Origin of the sequence: Paenibacillus sp. FSL R5-0378, assembly GCF_038009285.1 — a bacterium.
GTDB classification, from domain to species: domain Bacteria; phylum Bacillota; class Bacilli; order Paenibacillales; family Paenibacillaceae; genus Paenibacillus_AQ; species Paenibacillus_AQ favisporus.
This window is the reverse complement of the sequence record NZ_JBBPAY010000001.1, coordinates 5,611,938-5,628,277: the sequence shown is the minus strand read 5'-3', so window position 1 is coordinate 5,628,277 and position 16,340 is coordinate 5,611,938. Positions and strand designations below refer to the sequence as shown.

General features: G+C 54.5%; 18 protein-coding genes and 1 riboswitch. All 18 genes read left to right on the top strand.

Going from position 1 to position 16,340, the window contains the following annotated elements:
- Positions 1 to 105: 105 nt before the first annotated feature.
- The 18 genes from MKY74_RS26080 (at position 106) to MKY74_RS25995 (ending at position 16,302) form a co-directional block, all read left to right on the top strand.
- Positions 106 to 690, top strand: a complete 585-nt coding sequence (locus MKY74_RS26080; protein WP_076170041.1) for an NUDIX domain-containing protein — start codon at positions 106 to 108, stop codon at positions 688 to 690.
- A complete protein-coding gene (locus MKY74_RS26075; protein ID WP_208629294.1) occupies positions 687 to 1,928 on the top strand; it encodes an endonuclease Q family protein in 1,242 nt (413 codons plus the stop codon). Before MKY74_RS26080 ends, MKY74_RS26075 begins: the two co-directional genes overlap by 4 nt.
- Positions 1,929 to 1,983: 55 nt before the next feature.
- On the top strand, positions 1,984 to 2,634 hold the full coding sequence (spoIIM, locus tag MKY74_RS26070; protein WP_076170042.1) for a stage II sporulation protein M: 651 nt from the start codon (positions 1,984 to 1,986) through the stop codon (positions 2,632 to 2,634).
- 93 nt (positions 2,635 to 2,727) lie between these two features.
- Positions 2,728 to 3,195, top strand: coding sequence for a ferric iron uptake transcriptional regulator (gene fur, locus MKY74_RS26065; RefSeq protein WP_076170043.1), 468 nt, complete (start codon positions 2,728 to 2,730; stop codon positions 3,193 to 3,195).
- A gap of 185 nt (positions 3,196 to 3,380) precedes the next feature.
- The gene (locus tag MKY74_RS26060) at positions 3,381 to 3,614 is read left to right on the top strand and encodes a DUF4227 family protein (RefSeq protein ID WP_076170044.1); all 234 of its coding nucleotides are present in this window, start codon (positions 3,381 to 3,383) and stop codon (positions 3,612 to 3,614) included.
- Between the two features lie 93 nt (positions 3,615 to 3,707).
- Complete coding sequence (gene xerD, locus MKY74_RS26055) at positions 3,708 to 4,622, top strand: site-specific tyrosine recombinase XerD (protein ID WP_076170181.1); 915 nt, start codon at positions 3,708 to 3,710, stop codon at positions 4,620 to 4,622.
- A gap of 14 nt (positions 4,623 to 4,636) precedes the next feature.
- Positions 4,637 to 5,461 (top strand): purine-nucleoside phosphorylase, encoded by an 825-nt coding sequence (locus tag MKY74_RS26050; RefSeq protein ID WP_076170045.1) that lies wholly within the window; start codon positions 4,637 to 4,639, stop codon positions 5,459 to 5,461.
- A 272-nt stretch (positions 5,462 to 5,733) separates the two neighbouring features.
- Positions 5,734 to 6,921 carry a D-alanyl-D-alanine carboxypeptidase family protein gene (locus MKY74_RS26045; RefSeq protein ID WP_076170046.1) on the top strand — a complete coding sequence of 396 codons (1,188 nt, stop codon included), beginning with the start codon at positions 5,734 to 5,736 and terminating at the stop codon, positions 6,919 to 6,921.
- A 91-nt stretch (positions 6,922 to 7,012) separates the two neighbouring features.
- Positions 7,013 to 7,366, top strand: coding sequence for an anti-sigma F factor antagonist (gene spoIIAA, locus MKY74_RS26040; RefSeq protein WP_076170047.1), 354 nt, complete (start codon positions 7,013 to 7,015; stop codon positions 7,364 to 7,366).
- Positions 7,363 to 7,824 carry an anti-sigma F factor gene (gene spoIIAB, locus MKY74_RS26035; RefSeq protein WP_076170048.1) on the top strand — a complete coding sequence of 154 codons (462 nt, stop codon included), beginning with the start codon at positions 7,363 to 7,365 and terminating at the stop codon, positions 7,822 to 7,824. Before spoIIAA ends, spoIIAB begins: the two co-directional genes overlap by 4 nt.
- An 11-nt stretch (positions 7,825 to 7,835) precedes the next feature.
- Positions 7,836 to 8,591, top strand: a complete 756-nt coding sequence (gene sigF, locus MKY74_RS26030; protein WP_076170049.1) for an RNA polymerase sporulation sigma factor SigF — start codon at positions 7,836 to 7,838, stop codon at positions 8,589 to 8,591.
- A 121-nt stretch (positions 8,592 to 8,712) separates the two neighbouring features.
- Positions 8,713 to 9,354, top strand: a complete 642-nt coding sequence (locus MKY74_RS26025) for a stage V sporulation protein AA (RefSeq protein WP_076170050.1) — start codon at positions 8,713 to 8,715, stop codon at positions 9,352 to 9,354.
- Positions 9,351 to 9,773, top strand: coding sequence for a stage V sporulation protein AB (locus MKY74_RS26020; RefSeq protein WP_076170051.1), 423 nt, complete (start codon positions 9,351 to 9,353; stop codon positions 9,771 to 9,773). The genes MKY74_RS26025 and MKY74_RS26020 overlap by 4 nt, the downstream gene beginning before the upstream one ends.
- Positions 9,774 to 9,846: 73 nt before the next feature.
- The gene (locus MKY74_RS26015) at positions 9,847 to 11,550 is read left to right on the top strand and encodes a spore germination protein (RefSeq protein ID WP_084203885.1); all 1,704 of its coding nucleotides are present in this window, start codon (positions 9,847 to 9,849) and stop codon (positions 11,548 to 11,550) included.
- Positions 11,551 to 11,666: 116 nt separating this feature from the next.
- On the top strand, positions 11,667 to 12,998 hold the full coding sequence (gene lysA, locus MKY74_RS26010; protein ID WP_076170182.1) for a diaminopimelate decarboxylase: 1,332 nt from the start codon (positions 11,667 to 11,669) through the stop codon (positions 12,996 to 12,998).
- Positions 12,999 to 13,222: 224 nt separating this feature from the next.
- Positions 13,223 to 13,654 (top strand): peptidylprolyl isomerase, encoded by a 432-nt coding sequence (locus MKY74_RS26005; RefSeq protein ID WP_076170052.1) that lies wholly within the window; start codon positions 13,223 to 13,225, stop codon positions 13,652 to 13,654.
- Positions 13,655 to 13,839: 185 nt separating this feature from the next.
- Positions 13,840 to 14,011, top strand: a riboswitch (FMN riboswitch).
- Between the two features lie 414 nt (positions 14,012 to 14,425).
- Complete coding sequence (gene ribD, locus MKY74_RS26000; protein ID WP_076170053.1) at positions 14,426 to 15,535, top strand: bifunctional diaminohydroxyphosphoribosylaminopyrimidine deaminase/5-amino-6-(5-phosphoribosylamino)uracil reductase RibD; 1,110 nt, start codon at positions 14,426 to 14,428, stop codon at positions 15,533 to 15,535.
- Between the two features lie 101 nt (positions 15,536 to 15,636).
- Positions 15,637 to 16,302 carry a riboflavin synthase gene (locus MKY74_RS25995; protein ID WP_076170054.1) on the top strand — a complete coding sequence of 222 codons (666 nt, stop codon included), beginning with the start codon at positions 15,637 to 15,639 and terminating at the stop codon, positions 16,300 to 16,302.
- Positions 16,303 to 16,340: the final 38 nt, after the last annotated feature.

Genomic DNA, 16,340 nt, shown 5'->3' with positions numbered 1-16,340 from the left:
GGGGTGAAGTTTGTTATAATAAGACCATATGTGTCAGCATGGCCAAAAATGCTAGGTTTTAAATATAAGAGGTTGTTGAGCACGTACTATAAGGAGGATCATAGAATGAAAGAGTCTTTGCCACATATGAAGAAACCGTCCAAACCTCTCGAGGAAGAGACCCTGTCCACCGAATCTATTTTTCAGGGAAAGGTCGTATCTTTGCAGATTGACAAGGTCCGGCTTCCCGACGGCAAGACGGCTACACGGGAAATCATCCGCCACCCCGGTGCGGTAGCTGTTCTGGCCATCAAGGAGGACCGGATCATTCTGGTCGACCAGTATCGCCAGCCCATGGGACGGTGCGAGCTTGAAATCCCGGCAGGGAAGCTCGAGCCAGGGGAGGACCCGATGGAAGCGGCCAAGCGCGAGCTTGTGGAGGAAACGGGGTATACATGCGGCCGCCTGGAGCTGCTTCACTCCTTTTATACTTCTCCCGGGTTTGCCGATGAGGTGATCCACCTCTACGTGGCTCATGATCTTCAAGAGGGCGATGCGGCGCCGGACGAAGACGAGTTCGTGGAGCTGCTGGAATTGACGATGGAAGAGGCGCTTGAGGCGATTTCGCAAGGCCGGATCAGCGACGCCAAGACACTTATGGCGGTGTACGCCTGGAAGTTGAACAAGCTGACGGGTGAATTCCGCGTATGAGCCGTCCGGAACGTGTCAGTCACCAAGAGCTTGCATATGAGTCGGATATTTTAAGCGAATACTTTGCAGATCTGCACATCCATATCGGCAGGACGAACGACGGGCATGCGGTCAAAATCAGCGGCAGCTCCAATCTGACATTCGCGAACATCGCCAAGGAAGCGTCGGAGCGCAAAGGGATCGAGCTGGTGGGCATTATCGACTGCCACTCGCCGGTCGTCCAGAAGGACATTATTGACTGCCTGGAATCCGGTGAAATGAATGAAGTGAAGGGCGGCGGGATCGCCTACCGGGGAACCACGATTCTTCTGGGCTCCGAAATTGAAATCTATGAACAGGGTAAGGGCGCTGCGCATTTGCTCGTTTATTTTGCGGACCTGCCGACGATGCAGGCCTTTACGGCCTGGATGTCGGGCCATATGAAAAACGTAAACCTCAGCTCACAGCGCATTTACGTTTCCGGTCGGGAGCTGCAGGCCAAGGTATACGACATGGGAGGCATCATGATTCCCGCCCACGTGTTCACTCCGCATAAAGGCCTGTACGGCAGCATGACGCCGCGAATGGAGCAAGTGCTCGACCCGGGACTTGTGAGCGGAATCGAGCTTGGGCTGAGCTCCGATTCGGAAATGGCCGGACTGATATCGGAGCTCGATCCGTATACATTTGTAACCAACTCCGATGCCCATTCCCTGGGTAAAATCGCCCGCGAATACAACCGGATCCGTTTGGCGGAGCCTAACTTTGCCGAATTCCGCAAGGCGCTGGAGATGGCGGACGGCAGGTGCGTGACAGGGAACTACGGCCTCAATCCGCGCCTGGGCAAGTACCACCGTACCTATTGCCATGGCTGCAGCCGCGTGTTGGACATCGAACATGGGGGCGCAGGCTGCCCGTTCTGCGGCAGCACCAAGCGGGTACAGGGGGTGCTCGACCGGATCCTCGATATCGCCGACCGCAAGGAGCCGTACATGCCTGCCTTCCGGCCGGCATATCATTACCAGGTCCCGCTTGAGTTCATTCCGGGTCTCGGCAAGGCCAAAATGAAGCAGCTGCTGGAGCGGTTCGGTACAGAAATGTCGATTCTCCACCATGCGGCTGAAGCAGAAATTGCCGAGGTCGTGGGCACCGATTTGGCGCGGATGATCGTCATGGCCAGAAACGGCACCTTGAAGCTGACCTCGGGCGGAGGGGGAACTTACGGGAAAGTGGAAGGGGCTTCCGTGTCCAAGACATAGTTTGGGACTTGCTTTCATACAGTAAGGGTATGCGAATGGAAAGGGGAGAAACTGCATGCGAGCTTTCCGCCATGCCCTGAAAGAACAAAACATCCTGTATATTTTTGTCGCCGTACTGTTTCTGGTTGGAGTTATCTTCGGCGCGCTCATGGTCAATGCTCTTTCCCTTGAACAGCAGCAGGACTTGGGACGGTATTTGGGCAATTTTTTCGTAACCGTTAATCAGGGAGCGGAGGCCGGACAGCCTGCGCACTCCTACTGGGACATCGCCGGGCTGCATTTGAAATGGGTTGGGTTGATTTGGATTCTCGGCCTGTCGGTCATCGGCCTGCCGGGCATCCTGATCCTCGATTTTTTGAAAGGCGTTCTGGTCGGCTTTACGGTTGGCTACCTGGTTGGCCAGTTTTCGTGGCACGGTCTGCTGTTCGCGCTGGTGTCGGTGGCTCCGCCGAACCTGCTTATCATTCCGGTGCTGATCGTTTGCAGCGTATCGGCGATCGCCTTTTCGCTTCATATTATTAAAAACCGGGTGATGCTCCAGCGCCCGGGCAACATTACCCGCCCATTTGCATCGTATGTCGGGATGACGCTCGTCATGGGCCTGATCATGCTCGGCATCTCCTCGTTTGAAACCTGGGTGACTCCCACGATGATGAGATGGGTGACGCCCATGCTGATCCACTCTCCAGCCATCACCGGCATGTGAGGCAAAAGCGTTTGACTTTGTTTGGCAACTCCCCATATAATGAGAGAAGCGGTTATAGATAGGTGCAGAGATTTTCCTGTGGGGAGGGAGACAATGGAAGCACGGATCGATAAAATCAAACAACAATTACAATCCCAGGGCTATAAGCTGACACCCCAGCGGGAAGCTACCCTCAGAGTACTATTGGAGAATGAAGAAGACCATCTGAGTGCGGAAGACGTATTTATGCTTGTGAAAGAAAAGGCTCCGGAAATCGGTCTGGCAACCGTGTACCGTACCTTGGAGCTGCTGAGTGAGCTGCATGTCGTCGAGAAGATCAACTTTGGCGACGGTGTAGCCAGATACGATCTACGCACCGATACGGCCAAGCATCACCATCATCATATGATCTGCGTGAAATGCGGGAGCATGGATGAGATCCGCGAGGACTGGCTTGGACCGCTGGAAGAGCGGGTTGAACGGGAATTCAATTTCACCGTCTCGGACCACCGTCTTGATTTCCACGGGGTATGCTACCGCTGTAAGGCGAAGGAAGACAACGGCGGCAGCGATGACAAGTAATCATACAACGATTTTATAATATGATCTTGACGATCAAAGCTCTCTGCCCGGCATGCTGCCGGAAGGGGGCTTTTTTGGTCGGGGCGTCCTGGGGCATACATAAGGACAAACGTTCATATGCTGGATATAGCAAGGATGAACGGGAAGGAGAGGCGTCTCCTTCAAGAATGTGAGGTGCTTCCGGGATGATCATTCCGCTGCGAAAATGGCTGTCCGTGCTAAAGTTTCTGATCGTGTTCGTTTCTTTGGCCTATATGTTTTACCATGTGCTAACCCTATTCACCGCATGGATCACGCCGGTGGACCATTACCGCATTCCGGAGGGGCATGCCGTCAAGGCGTTCCAGTCCGGTGACGGGAAGCAGTACGGTGAGCGGATGGGGGACAGGCTCCGTTTTTATTTTTGGTACGGTGAATAATGCCTCCGGCAGGGGACGTCCGCCCTGCTGTCGAAGTAGAACAGGACGAAGATACGTCAATCCAAAATGAACCCGAAGGAGCTGTTTCACAACATGATGCAGTATGTACAGCCCTTCATTCGGTACATCCGTGAGGAGAAAGGGCTGTCCAGTAACACACTTGAATCGTACACCCGTGATGTCCGTCAGTTTGTGGAATTTGTAGAGGAACGGGGGCTGAACTCGGCGGATCAGGTCAAACGGACGCATATCCAAATGTATTTGAACCTGAAGAAGCAGGAGCGCATGGCCCCGGCGACGCTCGCCCGCAAGCTGGTTTCCGTACGGTCTTTTATTCATTATTTGATCCGGGAATCCGTCATCCGGCAGGATCCGAGTCTTGGACTCGACGCTCCCCGGTTGGAGAAGAAGCCTCCAAGAGTTTTGTCCATCGGGGAAGTGAACCGGCTGCTGGAAGCCCCCGATGTTTCCGCACCGCAGGGGCTTCGGGACAAAGCTATGCTGGAACTGCTCTACGGTACCGGTTTGAAAGTATCGGAGCTCATCTCCCTGAACGTGGACGATGTCAATTTGGACATGCATTTCCTCCGCTGCACAAGCAGCGCAGGCAAGGAACGGGTGCTTCCGATCAATGGGATTTCGGCCGGGGCGGTCAAGGAGTATATAACCGGAATGCGGGAGCCGCTCGTACGGGAAACCTCCTCGGATGACAGAGCCCTGTTTCTGAACCTGACCGGCAGCCGCCTGACGCGCCAAGGATTCTGGAAGGTGTTGAAAAAATACGCCGCCGATGCGGAGATTGAAGGCGAGATTACGCCGCATACGCTCAGGCATTCATTTGCCGCACACCTGCTGGAGAACGGAGCCGATCTGCGCTCCGTACAGGAGATGCTGGGGCATGCCGATATGGCGACGACTCAGATGTACACCACAAGTACGAAAAGAACGATGAAGGACGTTTATGAAGAGCACCATCCCCGTGGACGGGATCATTCCAATACCGATTAGGAGAGATTATACGCATGTCAACGACACAGCTGAAGCAAATTCAAGAGGCAGCCGCCTTTATCCAGAGCAAGGGAGGCGTTCAACCGGAAGTGGGCCTCATACTCGGTTCCGGTCTCGGAATACTGGCTGACCTGATCCAGGACGGCATATCCATTGCCTACGAGGATATCCCTCATTTTCCGGTGTCGACGGTGGAAGGCCATGCGGGAGAGCTTCTGCTCGGTACGATTGAAGGACGAAGTGTCGTCTTAATGAAGGGACGCTTCCACATGTATGAGGGTTACGGACCGGAAGTGACGGCTTTCCCGGTAAGGGTCATGAAAGAGCTCGGCGTGAAGAGCCTGCTGGTGACCAATGCGGCCGGCGGAATCAACACGGCTTTCGAGCCGGGAGACCTGATGGTCCTGACCGACCATCTGAACCTGACCGGCCGGAATCCGCTCATCGGCCCGAACGACCCTGCGCTTGGCGTCCGCTTCCCCGATATGTCCGAGGCGTACAGCCGCCGGCTCCGCCAGCTCTTGAAGGACACGGCCGCGTCGAAGAACATCCCGATTCGCGAAGGCGTATATGCCGGTCTGCTTGGACCGACCTACGAAACGCCGGCCGAAATCCGTATGCTGCGTACGCTCGGTGCAGACGCTGTCGGCATGTCGACGGTTTCGGAGACGATCGTGGCCCGGCACGCCGGCCTGGAAGTGCTCGGCATTTCCTGCATCAGCAACATGGCGGCGGGCATTCTGGACCAGCCTTTGTCCCATGAAGAGGTTATGGAAACGACCGAGAGAGTCCGCGAGAAGTTCCTCGGCCTGGTGCTTGCGGTCATCCCTCATATGTAATATGCACGGCACGTTTATTCAAAGCAGCCCCCGCAGGAGACATCCTGCGGGGGTTTTTGCGTGTATCAAAAATAATTCGGCGTAAGCCGCCCCTGGCATGGAATATTTTCCTGTGATCCTGACGAAACTGAAAGACAGTAACCATTTCAATTGAACCATATAGACATGAACTAAAGAAATGAAAGTTATAGGCCATATCAGGCCTTAATAACAGGAAGTTCAATGAAAAAGCTTTAGTTCAATCTATACAATAGGTCAGGAGGGGACTTATTTTGAAAAAAACGATACTGGCGCTCGCGCTGTCCTTCGGGCTGTCCACGGTGGCGCTGCCTTATCTGGGGTATGCCGAAGAAGCGCCAAAAGGCGGTCAGGCTCCGGGCGTGGAGCTGGCGGCGAATGCTAGGTCAGCCATCCTTATGGATGCGGATACGGGAACGGTTATTTATGAGAAGAACAGCCATGATAAACTTCCGCCGGCAAGCATTACGAAAATTATGACCATGCTGCTGACCATGGAGGCCATCGACGAGGGCAAACTGAAAATGACCGATATGGTCCGGACGAGCGAATATGCGGCATCGATGGGCGGTTCGCAAATATTCCTTGAGCCGGGTGAAGAGATGACGGTCAACGAAATGCTCAAGGGCATCGCAATGGCATCCGGCAACGATGCCTCGGTGGCGATGGCCGAAAAAATCGCCGGCACGGAGCAGGCCTTTGTCCAAATGATGAACGACAAGGCACAGGAGCTGGGGCTGAAGGATACCCATTTCGTGAACTGTAACGGGCTTCCTGCCGAGAACCATTACTCTTCGGCGCACGATATCGCGGTGATCAGCCGTGAACTGTTGAAGCATTCGGAAATTACGAAATACACCGGTTCCTATCAGGATTATTTACGGAAAGATTCCGAAAAGCCCTTCTGGCTCGTGAATACGAACAAGCTGGTCCGCTTCTATACTGGGGCCGACGGCCTCAAAACGGGGTATACCTCCGAGGCGAAGTTCTGCCTCTCGGCTACGGCCAAGAACGGCAACCTGAGAGCGATCGCCGTAGTGCTGGGCGAGCCTAACACCAAGACACGGAACGAAGAAGTGTCCAAAATGTTCGACTATATGTTTGCCCAGTACAGCACGCATACCATTTTCAATCCGGGTGACGTGATGGGTACGGTGAAGGTGAACAAGGGCAATTCGAAGGAACTGACCTTGAAGGCCGGACAAACCTACAGCGTTCTGACAAAGAAGAACGCCAAGGCAGCGGACATCCGCCACGAAATGGTCGTTCCGAAGGAGATCAAGGCTCCGGTCCAGCAGGGACAGGTTCTCGGTAAACTGGTCGTCTATGAAGGCGGCAAGGTGCTGAAGGAATTTGAGCTGAAGTCGCCGGAGGCGGTGGGCAAGGCCGGATGGTGGAAGCTGTTCAAACGGACGACATCAAAATTGTTTCTTGTAGATTGATAGCGGTTTTCTTCTAGTTTTGTCGTGATGCAGGAATCCGGTTTTACTCCGTAGAAATCGTTGTTCATGACAGGGAGGAGAGTGAGCAAACGTGAATCTGCAAGTGGAAATGGAGCATCACCGCAACATCTTGATTGTGCGCTTATCGGGAGAGCTCGATCACCATACGGCTGACCATGTCCGCATGAAAATGGATGAGACGATCCAGCGCGGACTGACAGACCATCTGGTGCTCAGCCTGAAAAATTTACAGTTCATGGACAGCTCAGGCCTGGGTGTGATCCTCGGAAGGTATAAGCTGATCAAGGCCAAGGGCGGCAAAATGGCGGTGTGCGACGTCAATCCTACCGTCTACCGGCTGCTCGATATGTCCGGCTTGTTCAAAATTATGCCCATTTACGATAACGAGGGTCATGCGCTCTCGGGTCTGGAGGTCGTGTCATGAGTAAAGAAAAGGCCATGGAACGCAATTTCATGACGCTCCAATTCGCAGCCAAGTCGGAAAACGAATCGTTCGCTCGTGTGACGGTGGCCGCCTTCATCTCACAGCTGGACCCGACCATGGATGAGCTGAGCGACCTGAAGACGGTCGTTTCCGAAGCGGTGACCAACAGCATCATTCACGGGTACGACAGCGATCCCGAGGGGATCGTCACGATCACTGCGGAAATTGTGGGAGATACCGTCACGCTGACCGTGGAGGATCGGGGAAGAGGGATCGAAGACCTGGAGCTTGCCAAGCAGCCCCTGTATACGTCGAAACCGGAGCTGGAACGGTCGGGCATGGGCTTTACGATCATGGAGAACTTTATGGATGAATTCGAGGTATCCAGCGAGCCCGGTTCCGGAACATCAATCAAGATGAAGAAGAGGATCGAATCTAAGAAAGCTTTGTATAATTAGGGGTTGGGCGCATGGATGCTGATGTGAAGAAAGGTTCGCAGACTTATTTGGATGATGCCGAAGTCAAACGTCTGATCGCACTCAGCCAGACCGGGGACAGCTTGGCCCGCGATACGCTGGTAAACTGCAACATCCGCCTCGTCTGGTCTGTCGTGCAAAGGTTTATGAACCGGGGGTACGAACCCGAGGATCTGTTCCAGATCGGATGCATCGGCCTGCTGAAATCGGTCGACAAATTCGATTTAAGCTATGACGTCAAGTTTTCCACCTATGCCGTTCCGATGATTATCGGCGAGATCCAGCGCTTTCTCCGCGATGACGGAACGCTGAAGGTCAGCCGGTCGCTGAAGGAAATGGCCAACAAGGTACGCAAGAAAAGGGACGAGCTGTCGAAGCACCTGAACCGGCTGCCGACCGTCAAGGAAGTGGCCGAGGAGCTTGGGGTAACGCCGGAGGAAGTTGTGTTCGCCCAAGAGGCCAACAAGCCGCCGACCTCGATCCACGAGACCGTGTTCGAAAATGACGGGGATCCCATTACGCTAATGGACCAGATCGCCGACGAATCCCAGGAACGCTGGTTTGATAAACTGGCGCTGAACGAAGCAATCGATGGCCTGTCGGAGCGGGAAAAGCTGATCGTCTATTTAAGGTACTACCGCGACCAGACCCAATCGGAGGTAGCCACCCGGCTCGGGATATCCCAGGTACAGGTTTCGCGCCTCGAGAAAAAAATACTGCAGCTGATCCGCGATCAGATTGCCCAGTGAACAAGGAACCGTCTTCCGTATGGGAAGGCGGTTCCTTTTTTTGGGCAGCGATGCAAATCGGACTAGAAAGTAGACCTTTTTCCTATACTAACGGTAATTCAGCAGCAAAAGGAGTGATTGGATGTCTGATCACGGATTGCCTACGGTCTACCTGCAGCTGCGCAGCCGCGTACCGATTTCCCATGGAAGGGTCGTGACCCTCGGCCACATCGCCCGGATTTTATGCGACCCCGAGTGGGAATCTTCGCTCCGCAGCCTGGAGCTGGTTCATCCCCATAAGTGGGATGGAAATTTGTTGTTAATTGACATGATGCACATCATACCGAAGATCCAGGAGCTCATTCCGGGCGTCCGCATAGAGTCGATGGGGAACAAGCACTCCCTGGTGGAAGTGGTAAAAAAGGAGAAGAAACCGTCACTGATCCTATTCCTCCTCGTCTGGCTCCTCCTTTTCTTCGGATCAGCGCTGACGATCATGAATTTCCATGCGGACGTGAACATGCAGGAGGTGCAAATCCGTACGGTGGAAATGGTGACCGGCCGCCGGGATGAGCATCCCTACTTGTTCCAGACGGCTTATTCCTTCGGCATCGGGTTTGGCATGGTCGTTTTCTTCAACCATTTATTCAAAAAGAAATGGAACGAGGAGCCGACCCCGCTGGAAGTGGAAATGTTTCTGTACCAGGAAAATATCGACCAGTACGTCGTTGCCGAGGAATATAAACGGATGAAAACCGCGAGCCGTCAGGGGGATTCGTCTTGATTCTGGTCGGCTGGTTCATCCAAATACTGCTCGGGATTGCCGGGGGAATTGCGGTTGGCGGCGGCGTTATCGCGCTGTTCATCGTCCTCGACATGATTCCAAGGCTGGCTCAGCTGACTTCATCCTATAACCGGGTTCACTGGTACGAAGGGGCGATGGTAACGGGGTCGCTGGTCGGGACCGTGTTCGACTTTTGGAACTGGAAACTATCCTTGGGACCGCTGGCGAGCCTCTTGATCGGGCTGTTTAACGGGATATTCGTCGGTATGCTGGCCGCCGCGCTCACCGAAGTGCTCAACGTGCTGCCCATTTTGGCTAAAAGGCTGCAGATGACCCGCTACCTGTTCGGTTTTTTGATGGCGATGGTCACGGGAAAAGTGGCGGGTTCCCTGTTTGACTGGTTTGTTTACAGAAAGTAAGGAGGAACGCTTCGTGAGAGATGACAAGGATCAGGAAATCAACGTAGAGGACCCTGCCGGCATTGCGATGATCATGCAGTACGGGGACGAATCGAAAGAGAAGAAGGAAGACGCTTCTCATCCGTCGGAGGAGGGGAAGGAGCCCCGGAGGACGGCGGGCCGGCGTGAAGGCGGAGAAGAACAGGCTGAAGGTGAGCATAAGGCAGCGGGTGACGGCGGAGAAGATAAGCGGATGCAGGAAAAACGCGACCAGGAAAGGTCCGACACCGTCGAGGAATCCATCATCTATTGGCAGGATAAGGATGAAATTCCGGAAAGCCTGGAGACGACCAAAAACACGCTCAAGGAAGTGGTGGGCCTGGGTTCATCCTTTGACATCGTGTTTCGCGAAATGACCCTCGCCGGCCAGAACACGGGATTGTTCTTCATTAACGGCTTTGCCAAAGACAACATCATGCTGGAAATACTGAAGCGGCTTACCTATTTGTCCGCCGACCAGCTTACTTCGGATGCGCTTAAGTCCTTTTTTGAATTTTACATCCCGCATATTCAGGTCGAGATTGTCGACAAGCTCAGCGCGGCAGTCAATAAAGTACTGATGGGGATGTCCGCTCTATTCATCGAGGGAGAACGGGCGTGCATCATTTTAGATACCCGGAATTATCCGGTCCGTAGTCCCGAAGAACCAAGTATAGAACGGGTGGTGCGGGGTGCACGCGACGGGTTCACCGAAACACTGCTTACCAACATCGCCCTTGTGCGGCGGCGGATCCGCGACCCCGGATTCAAAAGCGAGCTGGTGCAGGTCGGGCGGCGGACGCGGACGGACGTCTGTATCGCCTATATCGACGACATTGTGGATAAGGTTCAAGTGGACTCCATCCGGAAAAAAATCAAAAGTCTCGACATCGACGGGCTTCCCCAAGGCGACAAACAGCTGGAGGAAGCGATTATCAATAAGGGATGGCATCCGTATCCGCTGGTCAGATATTCGGAGAGACCGGACGTGGTCGCTTCGCATATCATGGAAGGCAGGGTAGTGGTGTTCGTGGACACCTCGCCGAGCGTGATGGTCATGCCGACTACGTTTTTCGACCTGTGCCAGCATGCCGAAGAGAACCGGCAGACGGCCTTTATGGGAACCTACCTCAGATGGGTCCGGTTTCTGGGCATTTTCGCTTCCATGTTTCTGCTTCCGCTCTGGATGCTGCTTGTGATCGATCCGCACCTGAAGCCTCCGGAATTAAATTTCATCGGGCCGCACGATACGGGCAAAATTCCGCTTATCGCCCAGTTTCTGCTGGTCGAGTTCGGCGTCGATCTCCTACGATTGGCCGCTGTGCACACGCCGACCCCGCTGGCTTCGGCCATGGGCCTCATCGCGGCGATCCTCGTCGGGGATATCGCGGTGAAAACAGGCTTGTTCGTCAATGAGGTCGTCTTATACATGGCCGTAGCGGCCATCGGCATGTTCGCCACGCCGAGCTATGAGCTGGGATTGGCCAACCGGATGGTGAGGCTTGTGCTGCTGGTCGCGGTGGCCATTTTCAAAGTGCAGGGATTCGTTGTCGGGACGACGCTGCTGATCCTGCTGCTGACGCTGCACCGGTCTTACAACTCGTCTTATCTATGGCCGTTTATACCGTTTAATGCAAAGGCTCTGTCTGAAGTGCTGCTGCGCTTCCCGGTGCTTGAGAGCAAGAAAAGGCCGTCTTTCAACAAAACGAGGGATAATACGCGGATGGCGAAGAACCCGGACAACCGCGAACAGTCGTAGGAAAACACAAATGTTGTGCAAAAAAATCCATTCATTCTCTTCCCTTGTCTGGTATACTGATGTAAAAGTTCACATGGAATATTTACATTTCCAAGGAAAGCGAAGGGATGCATAATATGTTTCTACATGGTACAAGTAAAATCAATGCGGACGGTCACCTGGAAATCGGTGGCTGTGACGTTACCGAGCTGAAGAAGCAGTATGGTACGCCGCTTTATATCGTCGACGAGGAGCTGGTCCGCACGCGGTGCCGCGAATACGTCGATGCGTTCCGCGCGTCCGGACTGAAATTCCAGGTGGCTTACGCCAGCAAGGCGTTCTGCGTCATGGCCATGTGCCGGATCGCAGAGGAAGAGGACATGTCTCTAGACGTCGTGTCCGACGGCGAATTGTTCACGGCGCTTCAGGCAGGCTTCCCGGCCAAGCGCATCCATTTCCACGGCAACAACAAGACGGTGGAAGAGATGGAAATGGCGATCGACGCCGGCATCGGCTGCTTCGTCGTAGACAATTTTGTTGAGCTGCATGTGCTGGAATCGGTGGCGGCTGAGAAAAAGGTGAAGGTCAACATTTTGCTCCGCGTCACACCAGGGGTTGAAGCTCATACGCATGAATATATTTCAACCGGCCAAACCGACTCGAAATTCGGTTTCGACATCGGTAACGGCTCTGCGTTTGAAGCAGTCAAAGCAGCTGCCGCTCAGGAGCATCTGGAGCTTCTCGGCGTCCATTCCCATATCGGGTCGCAGATCTTCGAGGTTGACGGATTTCAGATGGCGGTTCAGCGTGTAGCCGAATTTGCCAAGAGTGTCAAAGAACAGCTGGGCGTGCAGTTCAAAGTAGTGAACCTCGGCGGCGGCTTTGGCATCCGTTACGTTGAAGGCGACACCCCGCTTGAAGTCAGCCAGTACGTGAAGGCGATTACCGACGCGGTGAAAACGCATTTTGCCGAGTGGGGAAGCGAGCTGCCGGAAATTTGGGTGGAACCGGGCCGCAGCATCGTGGGCGATGCGGGGACAACCTTGTACACCGTCGGCACCAGCAAGGATATTCCGGGTGTGCGCAAGTACGTGGCCGTGGATGGCGGCATGACGGACAACCCGCGCCCGGCGCTGTACGAGTCGAAGTACGAGGCCATGCTGGCCAACCGTGCCAACGACAAGCCGGAAGAAACCGTGTCCATAGCCGGCAAATGCTGCGAGAGCGGCGATATGCTGATTTGGGATGCAGAACTTCCGAAAGTCAATAACGGTGACCTGCTCGCCGTTTCGTGCACAGGAGCCTACAATTATTCGATGGCGAGCAACTATAACCGGATCCGCAAACCGGCGGTCGTGTTCGTGAACCAAGGTCAAAGCGACCTGGTCGTTCGCCGCGAGAGCCTTCAGGATATCATCGGCCACGATGTCATTCCTGAGCGGATCGCAAAGCAGGCTGTGCTTAAGTAAGGAGATGCATTAAGGGGGCAGGCGCTGTTCGCCAGCGCCTCTGGTAAATGAATTGGTGCGCAGTATAAAGGATCATCTCTGTATTGGGGAATGCAGAGGGGTCCTTTTGCGCGTTTATAGAACGAGGAGAAATGCGGAATTATTTTGCTTCGCCCGGGATTTCATAGTAAACTAGAAGATGTCTGTTAACACTCAGGAAAGACATGAAAGGAGTCATTGACATAATGGCCAAGCAAGCAAAAATCACTCTTGAAAACGGCGGCGAAGTGCTGCTCGATCTGTTTGAAAAAGACGCTCCGAACACGGTGGCGAACTTCGAAAAACTGGCAAACTCCGGTTTTTACAACGGTCTGGTGTTCCACCGCGTCATTCCGGGATTCGTTGCGCAGGGCGGATGCCCGAACGGCACCGGTACCGGCGGCCCTGGCTACACAATCAATTGCGAAATCAACCCGAACAAACACGAGCGCGGATCGCTGGCGATGGCACATGCCGGCCGCAACACCGGCGGAAGCCAGTTCTACATCTGCTACCAGCCGCAGCCGCATCTCGACGGACAGCATACCGTATTCGGCAAAGTGACGAAGGGCATGGAATACGTCGACGCGTTCCAAGGCCGCGACGTGATGAAGACGGTCGAAGTATACGAAGCTTAATCTGCGAGTCGCGCACGATTTATCAGCCGCTTTCCCTGTTTCAAAGAGGGACAAGCGGCTTTTTGTTCTGGGCCGGGAAAAGGGGGAGTATTGATTTTTTGCTGAGGCAGTGTTAACATTTCCTAGTATAGATGGGGCTTCCACTAGGCAGCCATTCCATCTGGCAATTGCATATTGATATTGGTTATATCCTTCGGGGCAGGGTGAAATTCCCTACCGGCGGTGATGATGCGGCAGCCGATCAGTTCTGGCGCCCGTCTCAGTCCGTGACCCGGACGCTTCGTTTGACGATTAGCGTACGGTGGACCTGGTGCAAATCCGGGACCGACAGTATAGTCTGGATGGGAGAAGGAGAGAAAGCGTGCACTTCAGTTCGGAGTGCAGCTGTCCAATAAGATGTCACGTGTACGTGGTTGTTTTCACATAGTAAAAGGTTGTCCCTGGAGGGACGGCTTCTGTTTACTGATGACTTTACGCTACCGATGACTTATTTGGCTGATCCTGATTATTGGGATTCTGCAGCCTTATTGGAGTGTATCTGACTTGTCTCTCACAGCCCCGAGGATGGTTTAAGCCATCCCGGGGCTTTTTGCTTTTTTACAAAGACCTAGGGATCCCTGGAGAATACCGGTTTGAACAGCGCGGAGCCAAAGCTGTGCATGGTAAAGTGATTTACCATGGAAATTCCAACATGCGAAGTATCCGCAAAGCGCTCGAAGCCGAGACTTAGCTTTGAGGGGATGTCCCGATTCCGAACAAGGGGGGAGATGAATGGACGGCATCATCAACGATGAATTTTATATGGCGCTTGCGCTCGATATGGCGGAACGGGCACAGGGTCAGACCGGGATCAATCCGGTTGTCGGCTGCGTCGTCGTTAAAGACGGGGCTATGGTTGGGCTTGGCACGCATTTGCAGCGGGGAACCGCTCATGCGGAAGTACATGCGCTGAATATGGCGGGTGACCGTGCGGAAGGGAGTACGGTCTATGTAACGCTGGAGCCCTGCAGCCATTACGGAAAAACGCCGCCATGCAGCGAACGCCTCATACGCGAGAAGGTGAAGCGGGTCGTCGTGGCCTGCGAAGATCCCAACCCCCAGGTGGCGGGCAGAGGAATCGATCTGCTCCGCCGAAGCGGGATTGAGGTGGAGGTTGGGCTGCTCGGTGACAGGTCCCGCCGCTTGAACGAAAAGTTTATCAAGTATATTACAACCGGGCTTCCTTATTTGACGGTCAAGACAGCAAGCACGCTGGACGGGCGCATCGCGGCTGAATCGGGAGACAGTAAATGGATCACGAACGAAGCGGCCAGGGAGCAGGTTCATACGCTCCGCCACCGACATCAAGGGATTATGGTTGGTGTAAATACGGTGATCGCGGACAATCCGCAGCTGACCACCCGGCTGCAGGGCGCCATCGGTCTGAATCCTGTGCGGATCATCGTCGATTCCTTGCTGCGGATACCGCTTGAGTCGAAGGTGGTTCGGGATGGAGCTGCGCCGACCGTCATTTTGACGACGGAACGCGCCGATCCGGATAAGGCGGAAGCCCTTAAGAAGATCGGCGTAGAAACGATCCGCTGCGGATCAGGCCCGCAGGTCGATCTTCGCCTGGCGATGCAGGAGCTGGGCAAACGTGAGATCGGTTCGATTCTGGTGGAAGGCGGCGGCCGGCTGAACGGTGCCTTGCTGGAGGCCCGGCTGATCGACCGGATCGTGCTCTATTTCGCACCGAAAATCGTTGGAGGTCCGGCGGCCCCCGTCAACTTCTCGCTGCGTGGCGCCGACAAGATGGCGGACGCCGTCCGGCTAGAAGACGTAGAGACCGAAGTGCTCGGGGATAACGTCTGTATCAGCGGAAAGCCGGTTTGGCCGGCATGACCTGATCCGGAAAAACGATACTTAACTTTTTAAGGCTGCACACGGTTAACGATATGAATCGTATGAAATACTTCTTTACAGGACAGAAAGGAGCGGTTGCGATGTTTACCGGTTTGGTTGAAGAGGTCGGCGTCATGCGGGGTGTCTCCAGCAAAGGGGAAGCGATGATCCTGCATATTGAGGCCTCCCGGATTATGGGCGATCTCAAAATCGGGGACAGCGTCTCAGTCAATGGCGTCTGCCTCACGGCTGTCGAGATTGGAGCCCGTACGTTCGCGGTGGACGTCATGCCGCAAACGTACCGCCACTCCAACTTGAAATCGCTGGGGGCCGGAAGCCGGGTGAATTTGGAGCGCGCCATGCAGGTGGGTGCCCGCTTCGGCGGACATATCGTGCAGGGACATGCCGACGGGACGGGGACGATCCGGGCGATGGACCGGGATCAGAATGCGGTGTTGATCGAAGTGGAGCCGGAAGATACCGCCCTGCTCCGCTACATCATCCCGCAAGGATCTATTACCCTGGACGGCATCAGCTTGACGGTGGTCAAGACGAGCGCCACAACATTCACCGTTTCCATTATCCCGCATACGCTTGCGGAGACAAGTCTGGCAGACAAAAAGCCCGGAAATGCGCTGAATCTGGAATGCGACATTCTCGGGAAATATGTGGACCATTTGCTTCACTACCGAACAGGGGAAGGGAACGGGCGTCCTGAACCTTCGGGAATCAGCATGGAGCTGCTAGCACAACACGGATTTGCATGAGGCAGGCAAGAGGACAGAAAGGCCAATAAGCCCATGCA

What these genes read in the sequence shown, in the direction of transcription:
- MKY74_RS26080 (WP_076170041.1), top strand. Translation starts at nt 106, where the DNA reads ATGAAAGAGTCTTTGCCACATATGAAGAAACCGTCCAAACCTCTCGAG.
- MKY74_RS26075 (WP_208629294.1), top strand. Translation starts at nt 687, where the DNA reads ATGAGCCGTCCGGAACGTGTCAGTCACCAAGAGCTTGCATATGAGTCG.
- spoIIM (WP_076170042.1), top strand. Translation starts at nt 1,984, where the DNA reads ATGCGAGCTTTCCGCCATGCCCTGAAAGAACAAAACATCCTGTATATT.
- fur (WP_076170043.1), top strand. Translation starts at nt 2,728, where the DNA reads ATGGAAGCACGGATCGATAAAATCAAACAACAATTACAATCCCAGGGC.
- MKY74_RS26060 (WP_076170044.1), top strand. Translation starts at nt 3,381, where the DNA reads ATGATCATTCCGCTGCGAAAATGGCTGTCCGTGCTAAAGTTTCTGATC.
- xerD (WP_076170181.1), top strand. Translation starts at nt 3,708, where the DNA reads ATGATGCAGTATGTACAGCCCTTCATTCGGTACATCCGTGAGGAGAAA.
- MKY74_RS26050 (WP_076170045.1), top strand. Translation starts at nt 4,637, where the DNA reads ATGTCAACGACACAGCTGAAGCAAATTCAAGAGGCAGCCGCCTTTATC.
- spoIIAB (WP_076170048.1), top strand. Translation starts at nt 7,363, where the DNA reads ATGAGTAAAGAAAAGGCCATGGAACGCAATTTCATGACGCTCCAATTC.
- sigF (WP_076170049.1), top strand. Translation starts at nt 7,836, where the DNA reads ATGGATGCTGATGTGAAGAAAGGTTCGCAGACTTATTTGGATGATGCC.
- MKY74_RS26025 (WP_076170050.1), top strand. Translation starts at nt 8,713, where the DNA reads ATGTCTGATCACGGATTGCCTACGGTCTACCTGCAGCTGCGCAGCCGC.
- MKY74_RS26015 (WP_084203885.1), top strand. Translation starts at nt 9,847, where the DNA reads ATGCAGTACGGGGACGAATCGAAAGAGAAGAAGGAAGACGCTTCTCAT.
- lysA (WP_076170182.1), top strand. Translation starts at nt 11,667, where the DNA reads ATGTTTCTACATGGTACAAGTAAAATCAATGCGGACGGTCACCTGGAA.
- MKY74_RS26005 (WP_076170052.1), top strand. Translation starts at nt 13,223, where the DNA reads ATGGCCAAGCAAGCAAAAATCACTCTTGAAAACGGCGGCGAAGTGCTG.
- ribD (WP_076170053.1), top strand. Translation starts at nt 14,426, where the DNA reads ATGGACGGCATCATCAACGATGAATTTTATATGGCGCTTGCGCTCGAT.
- MKY74_RS25995 (WP_076170054.1), top strand. Translation starts at nt 15,637, where the DNA reads ATGTTTACCGGTTTGGTTGAAGAGGTCGGCGTCATGCGGGGTGTCTCC.